This is a genomic window from Cohnella hongkongensis, assembly GCF_042654645.1.
Taxonomy (GTDB): domain Bacteria; phylum Bacillota; class Bacilli; order Paenibacillales; family Paenibacillaceae; genus Cohnella; species Cohnella hongkongensis.
Window position 1 is genome coordinate 20747 of sequence record NZ_JBHSEP010000013.1, and the last position, 20198, is coordinate 40944.

Annotated in this window: 19 protein-coding genes and 1 other RNA gene; 12 read left to right on the forward strand and 8 right to left on the reverse strand. The window is 57.9% G+C overall.

Annotation, left to right across the window (positions count from 1 at the left end; all coding sequences use genetic code 11):
* The first annotated feature begins 15 nt into the window (after positions 1-15).
* Genes ACFO3S_RS17140 through ACFO3S_RS17150 form a run of 3 tightly spaced genes read left to right on the forward strand, consistent with a single transcriptional unit; the run spans position 16 to position 3592 of the window.
* A complete protein-coding gene (locus ACFO3S_RS17140; RefSeq protein ID WP_378098679.1) occupies positions 16-1572 on the forward strand; it encodes an ABC transporter ATP-binding protein in 1557 nt (518 codons plus the stop codon).
* On the forward strand, positions 1556-2632 hold the full coding sequence (locus ACFO3S_RS17145) for an ABC transporter permease (protein ID WP_378098681.1): 1077 nt from the start codon (positions 1556-1558) through the stop codon (positions 2630-2632). The genes ACFO3S_RS17140 and ACFO3S_RS17145 overlap by 17 nt, the downstream gene beginning before the upstream one ends.
* A complete protein-coding gene (locus ACFO3S_RS17150; protein ID WP_378098683.1) occupies positions 2633-3592 on the forward strand; it encodes an ABC transporter permease in 960 nt (319 codons plus the stop codon).
* Positions 3593-3752: 160 nt separating this feature from the next.
* Here the strand turns inward: ACFO3S_RS17150 and ACFO3S_RS17155 are convergent, their stop codons facing one another.
* Positions 3753-4919 carry a putative glycoside hydrolase gene (locus ACFO3S_RS17155; RefSeq protein WP_378098685.1) on the reverse strand — a complete coding sequence of 389 codons (1167 nt, stop codon included), beginning with the start codon at positions 4917-4919 and terminating at the stop codon, positions 3753-3755.
* A gap of 110 nt (positions 4920-5029) precedes the next feature.
* On the reverse strand, positions 5030-5857 hold the full coding sequence (locus ACFO3S_RS17160; protein ID WP_378098687.1) for a YitT family protein: 828 nt from the start codon (positions 5855-5857) through the stop codon (positions 5030-5032).
* 196 nt (positions 5858-6053) lie between these two features.
* Between ACFO3S_RS17160 and ACFO3S_RS17165 the strand changes: the two genes are divergently transcribed.
* From ACFO3S_RS17165 to ACFO3S_RS17180, 4 genes are all read left to right on the forward strand, one after another.
* A complete protein-coding gene (locus tag ACFO3S_RS17165) occupies positions 6054-7667 on the forward strand; it encodes a degradosome RNA helicase CshA (protein WP_378098688.1) in 1614 nt (537 codons plus the stop codon).
* Between the two features lie 43 nt (positions 7668-7710).
* The gene (locus ACFO3S_RS17170) at positions 7711-8478 is read left to right on the forward strand and encodes a YesL family protein (protein ID WP_378098690.1); all 768 of its coding nucleotides are present in this window, start codon (positions 7711-7713) and stop codon (positions 8476-8478) included.
* A 37-nt stretch (positions 8479-8515) separates the two neighbouring features.
* Positions 8516-8698: non-coding RNA, 6S RNA (ssrS, locus tag ACFO3S_RS17175), on the forward strand.
* 36 nt (positions 8699-8734) lie between these two features.
* Positions 8735-9160 (forward strand): DUF1499 domain-containing protein, encoded by a 426-nt coding sequence (locus tag ACFO3S_RS17180; RefSeq protein ID WP_378098691.1) that lies wholly within the window; start codon positions 8735-8737, stop codon positions 9158-9160.
* An 80-nt stretch (positions 9161-9240) separates the two neighbouring features.
* Here the strand turns inward: ACFO3S_RS17180 and tpx are convergent, their stop codons facing one another.
* Entirely contained in the window at positions 9241-9753 is a 513-nt protein-coding gene (gene tpx, locus ACFO3S_RS17185) for a thiol peroxidase (RefSeq protein ID WP_378098693.1), read from the reverse strand.
* A 112-nt stretch (positions 9754-9865) separates the two neighbouring features.
* Here tpx and ACFO3S_RS17190 point away from each other — a divergent pair, with 112 nt between their 5' ends.
* On the forward strand, positions 9866-10768 hold the full coding sequence (locus tag ACFO3S_RS17190; RefSeq protein WP_378098695.1) for a LysR family transcriptional regulator: 903 nt from the start codon (positions 9866-9868) through the stop codon (positions 10766-10768).
* A 62-nt stretch (positions 10769-10830) separates the two neighbouring features.
* On the opposite strand, the gene ACFO3S_RS17195 is transcribed toward ACFO3S_RS17190, so the two are convergent.
* Positions 10831-11511: a zinc metallopeptidase gene (locus ACFO3S_RS17195; RefSeq protein WP_378098697.1), complete on the reverse strand. Its 681-nt coding sequence runs from the start codon at positions 11509-11511 to the stop codon at positions 10831-10833.
* Between the two features lie 32 nt (positions 11512-11543).
* The gene (locus tag ACFO3S_RS17200; protein ID WP_378098699.1) at positions 11544-11999 is read right to left on the reverse strand and encodes a MerR family transcriptional regulator; all 456 of its coding nucleotides are present in this window, start codon (positions 11997-11999) and stop codon (positions 11544-11546) included.
* A 489-nt stretch (positions 12000-12488) separates the two neighbouring features.
* Here ACFO3S_RS17200 and ACFO3S_RS17205 point away from each other — a divergent pair, with 489 nt between their 5' ends.
* From ACFO3S_RS17205 to ACFO3S_RS17215, 3 genes are read left to right on the forward strand one after another with little or no spacing between them, the layout of a single operon-like run.
* Positions 12489-13811, forward strand: a complete 1323-nt coding sequence (locus ACFO3S_RS17205) for an ammonium transporter (protein ID WP_378098899.1) — start codon at positions 12489-12491, stop codon at positions 13809-13811.
* Between the two features lie 48 nt (positions 13812-13859).
* Complete coding sequence (locus ACFO3S_RS17210) at positions 13860-14939, forward strand: DUF294 nucleotidyltransferase-like domain-containing protein (protein ID WP_378098701.1); 1080 nt, start codon at positions 13860-13862, stop codon at positions 14937-14939.
* A 5-nt stretch (positions 14940-14944) separates the two neighbouring features.
* Positions 14945-15688, forward strand: a complete 744-nt coding sequence (locus ACFO3S_RS17215) for an exonuclease domain-containing protein (RefSeq protein ID WP_378098703.1) — start codon at positions 14945-14947, stop codon at positions 15686-15688.
* Here ACFO3S_RS17215 and ACFO3S_RS17220 read toward each other — a convergent pair.
* Together ACFO3S_RS17220 and ACFO3S_RS17225 are read right to left on the reverse strand one after the other, a co-directional pair.
* On the reverse strand, positions 15621-16109 hold the full coding sequence (locus tag ACFO3S_RS17220; protein ID WP_378098705.1) for a M67 family metallopeptidase: 489 nt from the start codon (positions 16107-16109) through the stop codon (positions 15621-15623). The genes ACFO3S_RS17215 and ACFO3S_RS17220 overlap by 68 nt on opposite strands.
* Positions 16110-16167: 58 nt before the next feature.
* Positions 16168-17472 carry an MFS transporter gene (locus tag ACFO3S_RS17225; RefSeq protein ID WP_378098706.1) on the reverse strand — a complete coding sequence of 435 codons (1305 nt, stop codon included), beginning with the start codon at positions 17470-17472 and terminating at the stop codon, positions 16168-16170.
* A 198-nt stretch (positions 17473-17670) separates the two neighbouring features.
* On the opposite strand from ACFO3S_RS17225, the gene ACFO3S_RS17230 reads away from it, so the two are divergent.
* Positions 17671-18240, forward strand: coding sequence for a TlpA family protein disulfide reductase (locus ACFO3S_RS17230; protein ID WP_378098708.1), 570 nt, complete (start codon positions 17671-17673; stop codon positions 18238-18240).
* A 277-nt stretch (positions 18241-18517) separates the two neighbouring features.
* On the opposite strand, the gene cimA is transcribed toward ACFO3S_RS17230, so the two are convergent.
* Complete coding sequence (cimA, locus tag ACFO3S_RS17235) at positions 18518-20131, reverse strand: citramalate synthase (RefSeq protein ID WP_378098710.1); 1614 nt, start codon at positions 20129-20131, stop codon at positions 18518-18520.
* Positions 20132-20198: the final 67 nt, after the last annotated feature.

The window sequence follows — 20198 nt, forward strand, 5'->3', positions numbered from 1 at the left end:
GTAAAGGGTGCGACTATGGAACAGGCGAAAACCGTCGTAGAGATGCGCAACATTACGAAACGTTTCCCCGGCATCGTCGCCAACGACAGCGTCAACTTCAAGCTGAGGAAGGGCGAGATTCACGCCCTCCTCGGCGAGAACGGCGCAGGCAAATCGACGCTTATGAACGTTCTGTTCGGCCTGTATCAGCCGGAAGAAGGGGAAATCTTCGTTCATGGGCAGCAGGTCGTCATAGACGGGCCCAACAAAGCGATTCAACTCGGCATCGGGATGGTGCACCAGCATTTCAAGCTGGTGCACCCTTTTACCGTGGCCGAAAACATCATTCTCGGCAGCGAGCCCCGGAAGTGGATGGGGCTTGCGGTAGACCGGAAAAAGGCGTACGACAAAGTCAGCAGCCTATCGCAGCAATACGGCTTGAACGTGGATCCGTATGCGAAGATCGACGAAATATCGGTCGGCATGCAGCAGCGGGTCGAAATATTGAAGACGCTGTACCGCGGAGCGGATATTTTGATTTTCGACGAGCCTACGGCGGTGCTGACTCCGCAGGAGATCTCCGAATTGCTCGTCATTATGCGCAATCTTGTCGATCAGGGCAAGTCAATCGTGCTTATCACACACAAACTCAAGGAAATTATGGCCATTGCCGACAGCGTCACGATCGTGCGCCGCGGCAAAGTCATTGACAGCTTGCCGGCAGCCGGCACCAACCCGAACCAGCTGGCCGAGAAGATGGTCGGTCGGGAGGTGTCGCTAAAGCTCGACAAAAAGGATGCCGTGCTCGGCGAGCCGATATTGGAAGTCGAGGATCTCGTCGTGAAAGGGCGTCAAGGGCTTCATGCGCTTAACGGCGCGTCGTTCAGGCTAAGACGCGGCGAGATTCTGGGCGTTGCCGGAGTCGAGGGCAACGGCCAGAGCGAGCTGATCGAAGCGTTAACGGGCCTTCGTCCGGTAGCCGGAGGGTCGATCAAGGTCGCCGGCAAGGAGCTGGCCGGGGCGAAGCCTCGAGCCATCTCCGAGGCGGGCGTCTCCCTCATCCCCGAGGACCGCCACAAGCACGGGCTTGTGCTCGATTTTCCGGTACGGGACAACATGGTGCTCGAGACGTATTACCAGCCGCAGTTCAACAAGCGCGGATTTATGGATTACGAAGCGATCGCCAAGCACGCGGAGCGTCTCGTCAACGACTTCGACGTTCGGACCCCCTCGCTAATGACGGATGCGCGGGCGCTGTCGGGGGGCAATCAGCAGAAGGCGATCATCGCCCGGGAAGTGGACAAAAACCCCGACGTGCTGATCGCCGCCCAGCCGACCCGCGGCCTGGACGTCGGGGCGATCGAGTACATTCACAAGAGGCTCGTGGAGCAGCGGAACATGGGCAAGGCCGTATTGCTTGTCTCGTACGAGCTGGACGAGATTATGCAGCTGTCGGACCGAATCGCGGTCATCTACGAAGGTCGCATCGTCGGGGAAGTCAAGCCGTCCGAGACGAACGATCAGGAGCTCGGGCTGATGATGACGAATTATAAGCAAAGTCAAGGGGGAACGGACAGTGGACAAACTGATTAAAGCTTTCACGAAAGACTCCGCCGTCGTCCCCCTTGTCGCCATTCTGCTTGGCCTGATCGTCGGAGCGATCATCATGCTCATCGGAGGGTACGATCCGATTCTGGCTTATCGTTCCCTGCTGGAGACCGTGTTCGGCAATCGGTACGACTTCGGGGAGACGCTGACGGCGATCACGCCGATTCTGCTGACCGGCCTGGCCGTCGCGTTCGCCTTCCGAACGGGGCTGTTCAACATCGGCGCGGAGGGCCAGTACATTATCGGCATGACGGGGGCGACGGTCATCGGCGTGACCGTCCATCTCCCTTGGTACCTTCATGCTCCGCTCGCCATCGTAGTGGGAGCGGTCGCCGGCGGCGCGTGGGGGATGATCGCCGGTTATTTGAAGGCGGCCAGAGGCGTCAACGAAGTCATTACGACGATTATGCTGAACTGGATCGCATTGCACTTGGCGAACTACATCGTCAATCGCTTCCTGCTGGAGCCGGGCAAGGGCAGATCGTACATGGTGGACGATTCGGCCTCCGTCGCGATCGGCTGGCTGTCCCGATGGATGGACGACGCCCGCATGCACTGGGGGATGTTCTTCGCGCTGCTGGGCGTTCTCTTTTTCTACGTCTTCCTGTGGCGCACGAAGCAGGGCTTCGAGCTCAGAGCGGTCGGCTCCAACGCCGACGCGGCCCACTATGCGGGCATCAACGTGAACAAGGGCATCGTCAAGGCGATGTTCATCTCGGGAGCGCTTGCGGGACTGGCCGGCGTGTTCCAGGTGCTCGGCGTATTCCATAACCAGGTCATCTCGGCCGGACATACCGGACACGGCTTCGACGGCATCGCTGTGGCGCTTCTTGGCGGCAACAATCCGCTAGGCGTTCTGCTCGGCGCGATTCTGTTCGGCACGCTGTCCTACGGCGCGGGCGGGATGAGCTTCGGCGCGGACGTTCCTCCGGAAATTATCCGCATCGTCATCGGCTCGGTCATTTTCTTCGTGGCTGCACCGGGAATTATTCGCTGGCTGCTGAAACGGGCGTCCGGGAAGAAACGGAAAGAGGAGGCGATCTAGATGGATGCGGCAACGATCGGGCATATGCTGAACACCGCGTTCGTGTTCTCGACCGCGTTGATCCTGGCCGCGCTTGGCGGCATTCTCTCGGAGCGCTCGGGCGTCGTCAATATCGGGCTGGAGGGGCTGATGACCGCCGGTGCGTTCGCGGCCGCCGTCGCGGCCTATAAGGCCCAGGAAGCCGGGCTTGGCGGCGCCTCTCCGTGGATCGGCGTCCTGGCCGGGGCGCTCTTCGGCGTACTGTTCGCGCTCATTCATGCGGTGGCGACGATCACGTTCCGAGCCGATCAGGTCGTCAGCGGGATCGTTATCAACTTTATCGCGGGCGGAGCGACGCTGTATCTCGTCAAGCTCCTGTTCGAGGGTTCGGGCGAAACCTCGCTCGTTAACGAAGTATTCCATAAGGTGAAAATTCCGCTGCTGTCGGACATTCCGGTGATCGGCGACGGCCTCTTTAACGCCTATCCGACGACTTATCTGGCTCTGATCCTCGTCGGCGCAATCTACTACATGCTGTACAAGACGGCCTTCGGTCTTCGCCTGCGTTCCGTAGGCGAGCATCCGAGCGCCGCCGACACGGTCGGCATCAAGGTGCTGCGAATTCGCTACGCAGCCGTGCTGATGAGCGGCGTGCTGGCCGGCATCGGCGGGGCGACGATCGCGATGACGACGACAGGCTCCTTCTCGCACAATACGATATCCGGGCAAGGCTTCATCGCGCTGGCCGCAGTCATTTTCGGCAAGTGGAATCCGCTCGGAGCGATGGGGGCGGCGCTGTTCTTCGGCTTCGCGCAGTCGATCAACAACGTGCTGCAGCTGTTCGATTTCGCCTCTAAGGTTCCGTCCGAGTTCATCTATATGCTTCCGTACGTCCTGACCATACTGGTGCTCGTCGGCGCGGTGGGCCGTTCGAGAGCTCCCGGCGCTCTGGGAGAACCGTATTACCCGGGCAAGCGATAGCGGCGGCGCCGCCGATATGGAGAACAATAAACGGGGCTGTCTCTCAGGTCGTTATCCGACCGGATGAGGCAGCCCCGTCTATGTGGGACTGCAGCCCGACAAGTCGGGTTGCAGCAGACGAGCGGCGGCATTGCAGGGGTCATCTATGACCCTGCCGCGATCAATATTTAACGCCTTCGGTGTACCGGTTGCCGGCATTCCAGAGCAGATATTCCTCGACGCCGCTGTCGTTCAGCGCCTTGATCTGGGCTTCGACTTCGGCGACGCCGTATTGCGCGTAGCGGCCCTTTCCGAGCCATTTGGCGGTGAAATCCTGAATCCACGGCCGGATAATCGGTTTGTCGTCGCCGAGCGGCTCCAGCTTCTTGTGCGTATCGTCCATAGCGCCCTTGATCGTCTCGTACGGGGCCTTGTCCGGATCTTTCTGCTTGAACCAGCCCGTGCTGTAATGGCTCGGGTAGATCATCGGACTGATGACGTGAACCGCGCCGGAGATTTTCGTGAAATCCTGCCCGATGCCTTCAGCGGCGGGAACGGAGGCGGCATAGCCGAAAATGTCGACGGACACCCGCACGCCGAGCGGTTCGAGCTCCTTCTTGGCGTACTCGACGAAGCCGGTGACGATATCGACGCGGCTCTGCTCGTCCTTCGTATACTTCAAGCTGTCCGCCCGCTTCTCGAAGCCTTCCGGGAATCGGACATAGTCGAACTGAATCTCCTTGAAGCCCAGCTTGGCCGCCTCCTTGGCGACTTCGACGTTGTACTCCCACACTTCCCGGCGATAAGGATTGACGAATTTGTCCTTGTTGCCGTTCTGCCAGACCGAGCCGTCCTTCTGAATAAAGGAGTATTCCGGATGCTTCTTGGCGAGCACGCTGTCCTTGAATACGACGACGCGGGCGATCGGATAAACGTCATGCTCCCGCAAAGTGCTCATCAGCTTGTCGACGTCTTTAATGTACGGCTGTGGATCTCCGAGCTCCTGCAGCTGCGGGTGGGTCGTCTTGTACGTAATATTGCCGAGATCGTCCTTGATGTCGATGACCATCGAATTCAGATCCGTCCGGTCGAGCAAGTCCAGCAGCTTGGCCATTCTCTCGCCGCCTGCGCTGTATGCCGTGACGTAGATCCCCTTAATGACCGGGGCATCCGGCTGGGGATCTCCGGTCGGCGCGCCCGCCAGCCCGCCTCCGCCGTTTCCGGGCAGCGCCGGCCGATGAACGGCGTGCATCATCGAGCCCCACAGCCCGGCGGACGGCTGCTCGGCCGAGTGCCCGCCGCCGAACGCCTGGCTCAGAAGCAGGAAAAACGTCAAAAAAATCTTCATCCTATTCTCTCCCCATAAGCTCTGTAATCCGATTATAAACGAGATGGGGAGGAGTAGACACAGGTATTTTGTAGTATTTTGCTGAAAAACCCAGAATTTTCGCCGGGAAATTATCGCTTGCGGAAATCGCCGATGACGTCAACCGTCTGCACGACGTTCACGAACGCTTTGGCGTCGATCTCCTTGATCATTTTGCGCAGCTCGGCCAGCTCGAAGCGCGTCGTGACCGTCATCAGCATATCCCTTTCCTCGCTCGTGAACGCCCCCCGGGTTTTCACGATCGTGACGCCGCGGGGCATTTTGAGCAGTCTGGAGGCCAGCTCCTGCGTGCGGTTGGTGACGATAAAAGCGGTCACCTTATGATGGGGCGTGTAGCCGGCGTCAATTACTTTTCCCGTTAAATAGATGGACAGCATAGAATAGAGGGCGGCGTTCCAATCGTGCTGAAGAAAGCCGAGCGCGGCTACGACGAACGCGTTAAGCCCGACGATCAGCAGGCCGACCGGAAGATTGCGGTAGCGCGAGATGATCGTGGCGATAATGTCAAAGCCCCCGGACGAGCCGCCGAAGCGCAGCGACAAGGTCGTGCCCAGACCGACGAGAACGCCGCCGAACACAGAAGCGAGCAGCCGGTCGTCCGTCAGCTTGACGATGGGAATCGTTTGCAGAAAAAAGGACGTCGCCGCAACCGTTACGATGCTGAGGGCGATAAAGCGTTTTCCCAAAATCCGATATCCCCAGAACAAAATCGGAGCGTTTAGGGCAAAATAAAGCCAGCCGATGTTCCATCCGGTCAAATACCCGATGACCATCGCGACGCCGGACACTCCGCTGCTGAGCAGCTTCTCCGGAATGAGAAGCATCTGGAAGCCGAAGCCGACGGCGGCGGCGCCGATGATCATCAAAAATACGGGGCCGACTATGGCAATTCTTTTCATACAAGCACTCCTCTGCGCGCGTAGGGAGCGGACGCGGCGTTGTACGCATAGGTTCCCCCGGGAGACGAGGCTCATTCAAGGAATGGCGCTCTTTTCCTGAGACTGGAGTTTACAGGCAGGTTTGTGCTATAATGAACTGATCATTTTTTTGGAAGCCGTAAGTTGAAGGCCCAACACAGAAGGAGATTGAAAAAGTTTGAGCACATTTGCAGAGTTTGGTTTGGAGCCGGATGTACTTCAAGCCATATCGGAGATGGGATTTGAAGAGGCGACCCCAATCCAAGCGAAAGCTATTCCCGTTGCCATCGCAGGCAAAGACATGATCGGGCAGGCCCAGACGGGCACTGGCAAGACCGCTGCATTCGGCATCCCGCTGATCAGCAAGATCGCCGCATCGGAAGACCGTATCGTAGCCTTGATTATGGCGCCTACTCGCGAACTCGCGATTCAGGTATCGGAAGAAATCGAGAAGCTTGGACGTTTCAAGGGACTTCGTTCCTTGGCTATATACGGCGGTCAAGACATCTCACGTCAAATCCGGTCTTTAAGACGGAAGCCGCAGATTATTATCGGAACACCCGGACGCTTGCTCGATCACATCAACCGCAAGACGATCCGCCTTGACGACGTTCAGACGGTCGTTCTGGACGAAGCCGACGAAATGCTGGACATGGGCTTTATGGACGACATCCAGTCGATCCTCAAGCTCGTGCCCGAAGAGCGTCAGACGCTGCTCTTCTCGGCGACGATGCCGGCGAACATCCAGAAGCTGGCGCAGCAGTTCCTGCGCGAGCCCGAGCACGTCAAAGTCGAGTCGAAGCTGCTTAGCGCGCCTTCGATTCAGCAGTACTATGTCGAGATCCAGGAGCGCATGAAGTTCGACGGACTGTGCCGCTTGCTCGACATGGAGCCGCCGGAGCTGGCCATTATTTTCGGCCGCACGAAGCGCCGCGTAGCCGAGCTTTCCGAAGCGCTGATGAAGCGCGGATACGCATGCGACGGATTGCACGGGGATCTGTCCCAGAATCAGCGCGACGCCGTCATGCGGAAGTTCCGCGACGGCAGCATCGACATTCTGGTGGCGACGGACGTGGCGGCGCGCGGGCTGGACGTATCCGGCGTGACCCACGTCATTAACTTCGACCTTCCGCAAGATCCGGAAAGCTACGTTCACCGCATCGGCCGTACGGGCCGGGCAGGCAAGGAAGGAACCTCCTGGTCGTTCGTAACGCACCGCGAGACCGATCACCTGCACTTCATCGAGCGGGTCACCCGTCACCGTATATCCAAGAAGCTGCTTCCGACCTTGTCCGAAGCGATGGAAGGCAAACAGAAGGTGCTCGCCGAGCGCATCATGGAAACGATTCGCTCCGAAGAGGACGTCAAGCCTTACAAATGGGTCGCGATGCAGCTGCTCGAGCAATACGATTCCGTCGAGCTGCTGGCGGCCGCGATGAAGCTTCTGAACGGCGACAAGAAGGATGTCAACGTCGAGCTGACTCCGGAGGATCCGGTTCGCTCGAAGAAGCGCAAGTTCGAAGGCAATCGCGGCGGCGGTTACGGCGGCGGCGGACGCCGCTACGGCTCCGGCGGAGGCCAGGGCGGTTCGGGAGGCTCCTGGCGCCAGAGCGGCCAAGGGCGCGGTCCGGGCGGCTACGGCGGAGGCCGGAAGTCCTACGGCGGCGGCAGCCGCTACAACAGCAATCGCGACGACAGCGGCTATCGCGACAACCGCGGCGGCGGACGCACCGAGCGCAAAAACGATTATCGCGGCAGTCGATCGCAGAACGAAGACTTCGTAAAGATCTAACGGCAGCAGCAGACTGACCAACAGGCATCAGGGAGGAATCCCCATGGAAATGCGGGGCATGATGGGCGGCTTCTACAAAATATCCGAATGGATTATGAGGCTGTCGGTTACGAACGTGCTTTGGCTTCTCACTTCTTTTCCTTTTTGGTTTCTGATGTACGTGTTTATAACGGCGACCAATATGGAGCAATTGCAAGCGGCGATTATCCCGCTTGCAATTGTCGCTCCGTTCACCTTGTTTCCGGCGACCTCGGCGATGTTCTCGGTCGCCCGGAAATGGGTGCTCGGAGATGTCGACGTTCCGCTATTCAAAACGTTCTTCCGCAATTATAAGCAGAACTTCGTTCAGGCGATGATCGGAGGCGTGTTCTACGCCTTGCTGTTCGCCATCCTGATCATCGATTTTCAAGTCTATCTGAAGCAAATCAGCGGTTTTCAGATCTTGGCGTATCTGTTCATCGCGTTAATGCTGCTGCTGCTGATCTCTCTGCTTCACTTCTTTTCGCTGTTGTCCCATTTTCATATGAAAACGGTTCAACTGTTCAAGAATGCGCTTATTTTGACGATCGGACGCCCTTTCCGTTCGCTGGCTATGGCGATCGGAGCGGTGGCCGTCATCGCCATCAGCTTGAGATTCACCTTTCTGCTGCCCTTCTTCTTCGGCAGCATCATCGCGGTGTATACCTTCTTTAACTTCAACATCGTCATTCAGAAGATGATGCTGATGAAGGAGCAAGCCGAAGCGGCAGCCGAAGCCGAGCAGGAAGAAGAGGCCGCCGAAGAGGACGAAGGGAAAAAATCCCAGGGCTAAACCTTTTACTTTTGCGCTTTGCCCGCTTATAATGGGGATAATCCTGCCCTGTGCGTTACGACGCTTTATTGTTTTGAACCAATGTTTGTTTCCAGGGAGCTCTACATTGCCAGGCGGCTGACACGCCCTCGAAAAGGGAAGTCAAAACCCGGGCTGCGGGCACCCACCTGCCAAAGCAGGTTCAGAAACATGCACGTCGGACGGCAATGGCGGGTTTTTTCTGTCTATGGACTTTAATCCCCGGGTAAGGCGTGGTATGATAGATGGTAGCGCCAAGGGTACTCGGAGGGAGAGAGAGCGTTTGAAGCGGATTCTGATCGGATTGATTCGCAGTCATGAGCATACGAGCGACAAGGCGAAGGACCCCAAGCTTAAATCTCACTATTACCGCCTTTCGAAAGATCGCGCTTGGGATGAAATCAGCTCCATTCTGAAGAAAATGAAGGGCTACAAAGTTCTTCACGAAGTCCAGACGGTCGGGGAAATCGTCATGGAGAAGAAGTCGATGTCCGGACGGACGATGGATATTACGATCCAACTCGTCGGTACAAGCCCGGGCAACACGGCGGTGGACATTTACTCGGCTTCCCGCGGCTCGCTTGGCGATCTCGGAGCGAACTATCGAAACATACAGGAAATATACAGCGTACTGGATCGCAAGCTGGCGAGTTACAAGGCTTAGACGGGCGCTTCAGACGACATAATAAAAGCGAGGAAGGCGTCTGGCCTGTCCTCGCTTTTGTCATGAATAGGTTTTGCGGTCTAGAGAAGGTTTTTGACGGCGGCGATCGCCGCTTCGTAATTCGGATGCTCCGTCATCTCGTTCAGCACTTCGACATAAGTGATCCGGTCGTTCTGATCCAGCACGAAGATGGCTCTCATGTCCAGGTGGAACTCCTTAATGAACACGCCGTAGGCTTTGCCGAAGCTGTTGTCCTTGTAATCGGACAGCAGGAAGACGCGGTCTACGCCTGCCGCGGCGCACCAACGGGCTTGGGCGAACGGAAGATCGGCGCTTACGGTGAGAATGGCGACGTTGTCGCCCAGCTTGGAGGCTTCTTCGTTAAACCGGCGAGTTTGCGCGTCGCATACGCCCGTGTCGATCGAAGGAACGACGCTGATCAGCTTGATTTTGCCTGCGAAATCCTTCAGGGAAGACATTTCGAGCAGGTTTTTGTTCAGGGAGAAATCTGGCGCGGAATCTCCGACTTTCAATTCCGGACCGACAAGCGTAATCGGATTGCCTTTGAAAGAAACGGAACGTTCTTGGGACATGGGACGAAATCCTCCTTCATTGATAAGGTTTGCCGTTATCATTATAATCGTTATGGAACGCCATTGTCCAATGAATGGAAGATGGGGCGCAGGACGGGAAAGGGGTGGTCGCGTGGAACTGAGGCAATTGGAATATTTCGTGCAGGTTGCTCGGCTTCAGCATGTGACGAAAGCGGCCGAGGAGCTGCATGTGGCCCAGTCGGCGGTGAGCCGGCAGATTCACCGGCTCGAGGAGGAGCTCGGCATCCGTCTGTTCATGCAGAGGGGGCGCAACGTGCAGCTGACTCCGGTCGGCCAGCTGTTCTTGCGGAGAGCGGAAGCGATACTGGGAGATCTCGATCGCGCCGTCATGGAAGTTCACGAATTTCTCGATCCCGAAGTGGGGGAAATTCGGCTCGGCTTCCCGCACAGCCTGGGCATCCACCTCGTGCCTCAAGTTGTGGCCGCCTTCCGCAAGCTGCACCCGAACGTCAAGTTTCGGTTCCGTCAAGGGATGTATCCCTCCTTGATCCGGGACGTCGTCGACGCCGAGGTCGACATCGCATTCATCTCTCCGTTCCCGGAAAATCACGATCAGGTAACGGGCGAAGTCGTGCTGACGGAGAGTCTTTACGCTATTCTTCCTACGAACCATCCTCTGGCCGGCAGAGAGGCGATCAACCTCAGCGAGCTGAAAGAAGAGACGTTCGTGCTGTTCGGGAACGGCTATTCGTTGCGCCCGATCGTCTGGGACGCGTGCAAGGAAGCCGGATTTACGCCTAAAATCGGCTTCGAGGGCGAGGAGTCGGGGACGATCAGAGGGCTTGTCGCGGCCGGTATGGGCGTAAGTCTGCTGCCGGAGATGGCGATGTACGAGACGAGCTCGATGATGCCCGCGGTCGTGAGGATAAGCGAGCCGAAGGTAACCCGGACGATCGGGCTCATTCACAGATCCTCCGAGAAGCTTCCGCTCGTCGTCCAGATTTTTCATTCGTTCCTGATCGATTTTTTCCACCATGATTACAAGTCGTTGTAACAAGGGAAGGGGCAGCCCGGAATCCGATAAGGATCCAGGCTGCCCCTTGTCGCAGCTGCGGGTTATTCCCGGTTGCTGGTGAAGATCATGATATATTTGACAAGCTCGAGCAGCGCGATCAATGCGGCGGCGACATAGGTCAGGGCGGCGGCGTTCAGCACTTTGGCCACTCCGCGCTCTTCGTCGCGATGGATGAAGCCTTCCGCCACCATGAGATCGCGCGCCCTGGAGCTGGCGTTGAACTCGACAGGGAGCGTAACCAGCTGGAAGGCGACCGCGGCCGCGAAGAAGATGATCCCGAACCCGATCAGATTAAGCGAGCTGAACAGGAAGCCGGCAATGAGCAGAAACGGCGCGATGCCGGACGCGAAACGGACGACCGGGAACATCCGGTGACGCAGCACGAGCATCGGATAGGCATGCTGATGCTGGATGGCGTGTCCGACCTCGTGGCAGGCGACGGAAATTGCCGCGATCGAACGCTCGTAGTAGACCGGCTCGGACAGACGAACGACCCGGGCGATCGGATCGTAATGGTCGGACAAGGCGCCGGGAACCGGCTCCACGGGCACGTCGTGCAGGCCGTTGCGGTCGAGCATCCGCCTGGCCGCATCGTAGCCGGTCAACCCGCTAGAGGCTTTGACTTGAGACCAGCGGTTGAACGTGCCTTTGACCCGGAACTGAGCCCACAGCGACAGCAGGAAGGCGATAATAATCAGAAAATCCATCGGGTGAAAAAACATCGCTTTTCGACCTCCATCTTAAGGGTGAATGTTCACATGAAGTTACTTTTCCCTAAAAGAAGAAGAAGAGCCTCAACGCAGGCTGCTGTTTGCGGAGTAATGGTTCTGTACAGCTTTTTGGCTTGATTGGGCTTTAGTTGCTCCAGTACAGGCTCCAGTTCTTTAACTTCCCGTTCCAGTTGGACGAGATGGATCTGCAAATCGGCAAGCTTGCGATTTACGATTTCGTCCACCGCAACGCGGTTGTGGGAGGCGAACTGCTCCCGAATCTCTTCCAGGGAAAACTTCTGCGCCTTTAATTGTTCAATACGGCGCAAGCGGCTTAAAGTTTCGTCATCGTATAAGCGATAGTTCCCGGACGACCTTTTGGCAGGCAGAATCAAGCCTAGACTGGTGTAGTAGTCGATCGTGCGCGAGCTGATTCCGGCCAGCGAGGAGAGCTCCCCGATCCGGTAGAGGCGCTGGGCAGGCGACTGTCCTTTACGCATCGTTATCCCCTTTCTTTGGTGATCTTCGTTCCATATAAAGTCCGCTTTCATCCATCATACAGAATCCTCAACCGTACAGTCAAACGTGATGCTTGACAGCTCCGGCCCTTTTGCTTCTTATTGTTACGGACTTGTGAATGCGGAATAAATCCTCCCGTGAAATTGCAGCCGATGTGCCATCCTTCTCGCAGGAAACCGGGCTTGCCGGTGTCCGGGCCTTCCTTCTTTCCCGAGAAGACGGAGCCTCTTCACCGCCTAACAACCATATTATGTAAATTAAAGATCTAAAACCTAACATTGAACGCCTAAATGGACATGAATGTTAGATTTTTGGCGTTAATAATGAACTTTTTTGCAAAAATCGTATTGTCAAATCGGGAAGATCAACCTATAATGACACTATGCCTTTCTTAAAATGTTAAGAAACATCACACGTAGGGAGTGGTCGTTGTGTTGAAGAAAAGTTTGGTGTCCTTAGGTGCGCTACTGATGCTGTTCCCGACAGCCGCGTTCGCGGAAGATCCGTCGCCGGCGCAATTGAACATGGGACTCGACGCTTTGTGGGTCATGCTCGCTGCCATTCTGGTACTGCTCATGCAAGGCGGATTTATTCTTCTCGAAGCCGGCTCGACCCGGATGAAGAACGCCGGCCACGTCGCAGGCAAGACGATCTTTACGGTAGGTCTGGCGTCCCTGGTGTACTGGGCCGTAGGCTACGGTATCGCGTTCGGCGGAGACGCTTCGGAAACGGTGAACAGGTTCATCGGAATCGGCAACTTTTTCTTTTCTCCGGCTAACGGAGTGACGGACGGCAGTCTGCCGGATTCCATCTTCTTCGTCTTCCAGCTCGCGTTCGCGGCCGTCTCGCTGTCGATCGCTTGGGGCGGGTTCGCGGAGAGGGCGAAGTTATCCTCCTACCTGATCTTTACTTTGTTCTTCGTGTCGGTCATCTATCCGGTAGTCGCTCACTGGATCTGGGGCGGGGGCTGGCTGGCCGAAGACGGCGCGCAGGACTTCGCGGGTTCGACCGTCGTCCACTTGACCGGCGCCATCGGCGCTCTCGCGGCGACGATACTGCTCAAGCCGCGGATCGGCCGCTTCAACAAAGACGGTTCCGCGAACGAAATTCTCGGCCACAACCAAGTGTATACGGCGCTGTCCGTTCTTATTCTGTGGGTCGGCTGGTTCGGCTTTAACGCGGGCAGCACGGTTGCGATCGGCGACGGCTTCTTCGGATACGTCGCGTTTAACACGCAGCTGGGCGCGGCTGCCGGCGCGGTAGCGGCGCTGCTGATCTCCTGGCTTGTGAACGGCAAGGCAGACATTACGGCTACGCTTAACGGCGCGCTGGCGGGTCTGGTGGCCATTACGGCCTCCTGCGCGTTCGTAGAGCCCTGGGCCGCTGTCGTCATCGGTCTCGTCGCCGGCGTGCTCGTCTTCTTCAGCGCCAAGTTTTTCGAGAAAATCAAAGTCGACGATCCGATCTATGCGCTGTCCGTTCACGGCGCGGCAGGGATCTGGGGAACTTTGGCGAATGGTTTGTTTGCGACCGAAGAGCTCTCGGCCAAAGTGGGCGTAGGTCAAGCGGGTCTGTTCGCAGGCGGCGGCTGGAAGCAATTGTGGGTTCAATTCGAATCGGTCGTCGTGGCGGGCGCGTTCGCCTTCGCAGCTTGCTTCGTCGTCCTGTGGGTCGTGAAGCAAGTCATCGGCTTCCGCGTCACGGAAGAACAGGAAATTATCGGTCTCGACTTGAGCGAGCACGGCAACTACGGTTACCCAGAGCAATTGAAAAAAGCCGGTACGTCCGTATAAGTCCATCCAACGAGTTCGCCGGCGTAATCACGGGAGGGTATAGACCGCATGCACAATCCCATCCGGGAGAAGCGGTGGCCAGACATCGACTGCGCCGACAATCTCGACCAACTGAAAGCGGCCAGGGAAAGGGAACAGCGGCGGCTCGAGGCCGAGCTGATCTCCTCTCCCGCCGACGAAGCGATCGTCGCGCTTAACGAGCTTCACGACGCGTTGATTGTCCGAGTGCTTATGCTGGCGGAGAACGATTTGGCACGGTCGGGGCTGGGCGCCCCTCCCGTGCCTTACGCGTATATGCTCTATGGCAGCGGAGGCCGCCTCGAGCAGACGATGCACAGCGATCAGGACAGCGGCCTTGTGTACGCCGATGCGCGAAGCGAGGAAGAAGAAGAGCGAAACCGGAGCTACTTCCTGAGGCTGGCCGATACGGCGGTCGAATATTTGATCGCGATCGGCTATCCGCCTTGCGAAGGCAGCGTGATCGCCTCCAATCCGGAGTGGAATTTGCCCTTGACGGGCTGGTCGGCGAGAATCGCCAGCTGGTTCGCCGAGCCGAACTGGGAGAACGTCCGATACTTGCTGATCGCCGCGGACGCTCGGGCGGTCTGGGGAGACGCCGGCCTGGCGGATCGGCTTCGCAGCCGTTACTTCGGAGATTTGCTCAGCCACCCGGTTATCGAAAAAAGAATGCTCGAAAATACGCTGAGGCACAAAGTTCTGGTCGGCGTATTCGGCCAGCTGCTGACGGAGCGGTACGGGGAAAATGCGGGCAGCTTGGATATCAAATATGGAGCCTATATTCCGATGGTGAACGCCTTCCGGCTGCTCGCCATGCGCGCAGGCATTCGCGAGACGAGCACGTTGCGAAGGATCGACGCGCTGCGGAACGAAGAGGTGCTGGCCGAGGACGAGGCCGAGGAGGCCAAGGAGGCTTTCGAGCTGTTCCTGAAGCTGAGGCTGTTCACCTCGGTCGCGATGGAGGACGGTTATCTCGTAGGCACCGGGAAGCTTCCGGCGAGTCGGCTGACGAAGGAGATGATCGCTCCTCTGAAAAAAGCGCTGAAGATCGGCAGCAAAGTTCAGCGCAAGGTGCAGAAGGAGCTGCAGTACCGGTTTGGCGGGAGGTGAAAGCGGTGAAAGAGCCCAAGGATACGAATTCGAGAGGGCGAATGTGGAACCTGTACAAGATGGGCGGGCTTACCCCGGCGATCGCTTCGATGTTCGGCTCGTCCAACGCCCAGCAGATGGCCTTCATCCGCTCGATGTCCAGGGAGCAGCGCAAGGAAAGCGCGCTCGAAATGCAGCTTTCCGAGATGGAAGCGGTCGTTTTCGATTTGGAGACGACCGGTTTTTATCCGTACAACGGAGACGAAATTATTTCGATCGGCGGCGTCATTATTCGCGGAGGCAGCTTCGAGGAAGCCGAGCCGTTCTACCAGTTGGTCAATCCGAAGCGGAAAATTCCGCGCCACATTACGGAGCTGACCGGCATTACGAACGACATGGCGGAGCATGCGCCCGATCTGATGCAGGTGCTGCACGATTTTATGGACTTTATCGGCAAGAGGGTGCTGATCGCGCACGGCAGCGGCCACGACAAGCAGTTTCTGAACAGCGCTTTGTGGCGGACGTCCAAGGTCAACTTGACGCATCGAATGATCGATACGATGATGATCGCCAAGTGGCTCGAGCCGAAGGCGATTCATTACGGTCTGGACGAGGTGCTGGATCGTTACGGCGTCGAGGTCACCGAGCGGCATCACGCCCTGCACGATTCGATCATGACCGCCAAGCTTTATTTTCAATTTCTTAGACAGATTTTGGATCGGCAAGTGACGACGCTGGGTGAGCTGTACGCATACTTGAGCCGCCACTGACGACGCGCAGAGGAAGCTTGGCCCAGCCGGCTTCGGACTGGCGCACGTAGACGCCGATCTGATGGCCGGCGCTCTGCAGCCCGACAATCCAATACGACTTCCAAGGAACGAATCCTGCGAGATCGCTCTCGCTGGGGACGATCGTTCCGGACGGATGGCTGTGAAACAAACCGACGATTTCGCGTTGGTTTTTTTGCGCTTCGTAATACGCCGCGATCCAGTCCTCCGCATCGAAGCGAAACTGCGCGGCAGGAGAATCGGCAGCGTTGCGTATTAGCCGAAACCCGCCAACCTCGATAACGCCGTTCGCCGCCGTCCCCCAAAGCAAGCCGCACGACTCGTTGGGCAGGCGGTTCAGCAGGGCGGACACGAGCTTTTTTTCCACGTCGGCATCCAATCGCGCTTCTCTTGAGGTCTCCATAGTTCCCCTCCCCTTTTCCCCGAGTATGCGCGATTAAAGCGCGGAGGGCAACCCCTGTCTACTGCACCTGTTTGCCGGGCTTGACGAGGAAAAAGACGAGCCCGAGCGCGATTAGCGACAGAGCGGATACGGTGACGAAGACGACCGTATGCGACTTGGCCATCATCCAGCCGAACAGCGGCGGGCCGAACGCGACTCCGAAAAATCTCAGGCTGCTGTACAGGGACGTGATCATGCCCCGCTCCGACTTGTCGACGGCTCCGGTGATCATCGTATTCAGGCAGGGAAGAAGCAGTCCGGTCCCGATGCTGCTGACGGTCAGCAGGCCGATAAAAACGTACAGATTCGTGTTGAGCCAGATAGCCAGCGCCAGGGAGACAGCCATCAACGCGAGTCCGATGTTCATGAGCCAGCGTATCAGAACGCCGTTCTTGCGGATGACCGATCCGGTCGCATAAGCCGTCGCCACCATCCCGAACAGCGGAATGGCGAGGACCAGCCCTTTGCGAACGCCTTCGATGGAATAGGGCGGCTTCTCCAGAATGTCCGATAAGAAAAAGAGGACGCCGAACAGGATGAACAGCGCGAGCGAGCCGGCGAAGAAGGAAGACACCAGCCAGCGTCCCTGTTTGGCGAAAATTTGCCGGATAGACCGAAGATATCCGGAGATCGGCTTCGGCTCGTTTTTGCGCTTCGGTTCGTGAATCAGAAACAGAACGCCGAGCAGGGAAAGCAGACAAAATACGGGAAACGCGAATAAGGCGGCATACCAGACGATCAGGGCGAGCAGCGAACCGAGAATCGGACTGACGACCTTCCCGGTTCCGTTGGAGGCTTCAATCAACCCGAGCGCTTGGCTCTCCTGGCCGTCCTTGTACAGATCGCCGACGAGCGCCATGGCGATCGGAGCGGTGCCGGCGGCTCCGATCCCTTGCAGCGCCCGCGCGCCGATGAGGACGCCGTACGAATCCCATATCGCGCCGAAGCCGGCGAGCACGCCCGCGCTTCCGTAGACGATCAGGGAAGGGATAATGACGGCCTTGCGGCTGAAGCGGTCCGACAAATAGCCCGCGATCGGGATGATCAGCGCGGCGGAGACCGAAAATAAGCTGATGACAAGACTGGTCTGAAATTGGGAGATGCCCATCTCGCTCCGCAGCGTCGGCAAGATGGGAACGAGCATGGAATTCCCGAGGACGAGAACGAGCGGAACGGTCGAGAGCGCGGCATACTCGCCGATCCTGCCTTTCGACCGGCGATTTCCGCCCGACGGGGACGCCGCTTCAGCCGGCCGGACGTCTTCGCCGATGTCGCTCGTAAATAAGACGGACAGCTTTTTTCTGGATTTCGTGGTCGAGCCCACTCCTGTTCCTCCTTATCGGCAACAAGTATCGTCTGTCGCAAGCTCTCTGCTCCAGTTCGATTAACGTTCCCTTCCGAAGAAGGCGATATGCGCTGGGCGGAACGGATGTTCATCATTCCGACACGTCTCGGGCATGGAAGCATCCCCGAAAATGGGGTAAGATAGGGGTAACATCTGTTGCTTGAAGGTGGGGTTGGCTTGAAGAGGAATTGGATTATTTTGACGGTTGCGGCGATCGCCATCGCCGGCGTGTGGATATGGGACGGCAGCGGCAAGGGGGCATCCTCCGGCCAGGCCGCGGAAGCGACGGCGCCTTCGCTCGCCGACATCCCGCCCTCGCCCGCTCCGAAGGCGAATCACTACGCGCCGCCGTTCCAGCTCGACGCTCTGGAGGGGACGGCCACTTACAGCGTCGGCGGCAAGCGGGACAAGGCGCTGATTATCAACTTCTGGGCCGCCTGGTGCGGACCGTGCGAGGTCGAGGCGCCCGATCTGAAGGCAATCTACGAGGACCATCAGGACCGGTTGGATCTGTACGCGATTAACGCGACCAATTACGATAGAGTGAGAGCGGCCAAGGAATTCGTCAAGGAGCAGGGGTTCGAGTTTCCCGTGCTGACGGACCCGCAAGGCGTGGCCGGCGATCTGTACAAAATTACCGGGTATCCCGTGAGCTTCATTATTGACAGAGACGGCGTCGTCCGCCACCGGATCGAGGGCGTCGTGGAGCGGAAAGAATGGGAGAAAATGCTTAAGGACGTACTGTAGTCGCCATTTGATTAAGACTTTACCCTCCGAGATCGGTTTGTCCGCTCTTGGAGGTTTTTTGTGTGATTCAGGAAGTATAAAATTCGCTATCCTTTTCTGAATCCCCTCCGACATAAACGTGATCCCGCCGGTCCCAAGGACGGCGTAAGCCGTTTATGCTTGATGCGGGGAAAATCCGTCGCCGCGCGCCCGGCAGCCGCAAAAAAAACCGGCCCGCCAATGAATAGGATTGGCGAGCCGGTTCGAGAGAGCGAACAGACGGGAACGCCTTCCGGCGTCAGTGATTGACAAGCCCGTTCGACTGCAGCAGCGTCGGGGCGATCTCCGTGTCCCGATCCATCCCGATCAGGGCGTAGCGAATGCTGTCGACCAGCGCCTCCCAGCTGGCTTCGATGACGTTGGAGGAGACGCCGACCGTGCTCCACGTTTCCTTGAAGTCCGTCGATTCGATCAGGACGCGAACTTTGGCCGCAGTGGCGTCCTTCTCGTCCAGCACGCGAACCTTGTAGTCGGACAGATGGATATCGCGGATGCCGGGGAAAAACTGGACGAGCGCTTTGCGCAGGGCGTTGTCGAGAGCGTTGACCGGTCCGTTGCCTTCCGCCACCGTGTATACCTGCTCGCCGGCTACGCGAACTTTTACGACCGCTTCGCTCGTCATCTGGCCGGCGTTTCGCTCGACGGTGATCTTGAACGAATCGACGGAGAAAATCTGCACGGCATCGCCGTAAGCGTCTCTGAGCAGCAGCTCCAGGGAGGCATCCGCCCCTTCGAACTGGTAGCCTTGGTGCTCCAGCTCCTTGATCCGGTCGATGACCTCGCGGGACTTCATGCCTTCCGGATTAACGTCGAGCCCCAGCTCCTGGGCCTTGGACAGAATGTTGCTCTGGCCCGCAAGCTCGGAGACGAGCACGCGCTGCTTGTTGCCTACCAGATGAGGCTGGATGTGCTCGTACGTTTTGGAATCCTTCATGATCGCGGAGACGTGGATGCCTCCCTTGTGCGCAAAGGCGGCGTTGCCGACGTAAGGCTGGTTGACCGGCATGATGACGTTGGCGATCTCGCTGACGTAGCGGGCCACACCGGTTAGCGACTTCAGCTGCTCGTCGCTGACGCATGCGTACCCCATCTTCAGCTGCAGAGTCGGAATAATCGAGCACAGGTTGGCGTTGCCGCAGCGTTCCCCGTAGCCGTTGATCGTGCCCTGGATTTGCCTGGCTCCGGCCGTCACTGCGGCCAAGGCGTTCGCGACGGCAAGCTCGCAGTCGTTATGCGTATGGATGCCGATCGGGGCGTCGATGACCGATGCGACCCGGGAGACGATCTCCCTGATTTCTCCGGGCAGCGTGCCTCCGTTCGTGTCGCAGAGAACGATCCAGGCCGCGCCCGCTTCCTTGGCCTTGGCCAAGGCAGCCAGGGCGTAATCGGGGTTCGCCTTGTAGCCGTCGAAGAAGTGCTCGGCGTCGAACAGCGCCTCCATTCCGCTCTGCTTCACGAAAGCTAGCGATTCGTAGATCATGTCCAGATTTTCTTCCAGCGTCGTCTGCAGGGCGGTATGGACGTGGAAATCCCACGTTTTGCCGACGAGCGTCGCCGCACGGGCTCCCGATTCCGTCAAATGCTTCAGATTGATGTCTTGCTCGCAGCGACTGTTCTTTCTCCGGGTGCTGCCGAATGCCGTGAGCTTCGCTTGCAGGTTCATTTCGCGAATACGGCGGAAAAATTCGATGTCCTTGCTGTTGCTGCCGGGATTGCCGCCTTCGATATAATGGACGCCCAGAGCGTCGAGCTTCAGGGCGATTTTAACTTTGTCCTCGGCGGTCAGGCTGATTCCCTCGCCTTGCGTGCCGTCGCGCAAAGTCGTATCGAAAATGCAGAGTGAAGTAGACATGCGTTACCGAAAAGCCTCCTTAAGAAAACAGGTGAAACTATTATACCATGACTGGCATTAAATGTAG

What these genes read in the sequence shown, in the direction of transcription:
- ACFO3S_RS17160 (WP_378098687.1), bottom strand. Translation starts at nt 5,857, where the DNA reads ATGAAAAGAATTGCCATAGTCGGCCCCGTATTTTTGATGATCATCGGC.
- ACFO3S_RS17220 (WP_378098705.1), bottom strand. Translation starts at nt 16,109, where the DNA reads ATGGAGACCTCAAGAGAAGCGCGATTGGATGCCGACGTGGAAAAAAAG.
- ACFO3S_RS17180 (WP_378098691.1), top strand. Translation starts at nt 8,735, where the DNA reads ATGATAGATGGTAGCGCCAAGGGTACTCGGAGGGAGAGAGAGCGTTTG.
- ACFO3S_RS17155 (WP_378098685.1), bottom strand. Translation starts at nt 4,919, where the DNA reads ATGAAGATTTTTTTGACGTTTTTCCTGCTTCTGAGCCAGGCGTTCGGC.
- ACFO3S_RS17170 (WP_378098690.1), top strand. Translation starts at nt 7,711, where the DNA reads ATGGAAATGCGGGGCATGATGGGCGGCTTCTACAAAATATCCGAATGG.
- tpx (WP_378098693.1), bottom strand. Translation starts at nt 9,753, where the DNA reads ATGTCCCAAGAACGTTCCGTTTCTTTCAAAGGCAATCCGATTACGCTT.
- ACFO3S_RS17140 (WP_378098679.1), top strand. Translation starts at nt 16, where the DNA reads ATGGAACAGGCGAAAACCGTCGTAGAGATGCGCAACATTACGAAACGT.
- ACFO3S_RS17205 (WP_378098899.1), top strand. Translation starts at nt 12,489, where the DNA reads ATGCTGTTCCCGACAGCCGCGTTCGCGGAAGATCCGTCGCCGGCGCAA.
- cimA (WP_378098710.1), bottom strand. Translation starts at nt 20,131, where the DNA reads ATGTCTACTTCACTCTGCATTTTCGATACGACTTTGCGCGACGGCACG.
- ACFO3S_RS17210 (WP_378098701.1), top strand. Translation starts at nt 13,860, where the DNA reads ATGCACAATCCCATCCGGGAGAAGCGGTGGCCAGACATCGACTGCGCC.
- ACFO3S_RS17195 (WP_378098697.1), bottom strand. Translation starts at nt 11,511, where the DNA reads ATGTTTTTTCACCCGATGGATTTTCTGATTATTATCGCCTTCCTGCTG.
- ACFO3S_RS17150 (WP_378098683.1), top strand. Translation starts at nt 2,633, where the DNA reads ATGGATGCGGCAACGATCGGGCATATGCTGAACACCGCGTTCGTGTTC.
- ACFO3S_RS17200 (WP_378098699.1), bottom strand. Translation starts at nt 11,999, where the DNA reads ATGCGTAAAGGACAGTCGCCTGCCCAGCGCCTCTACCGGATCGGGGAG.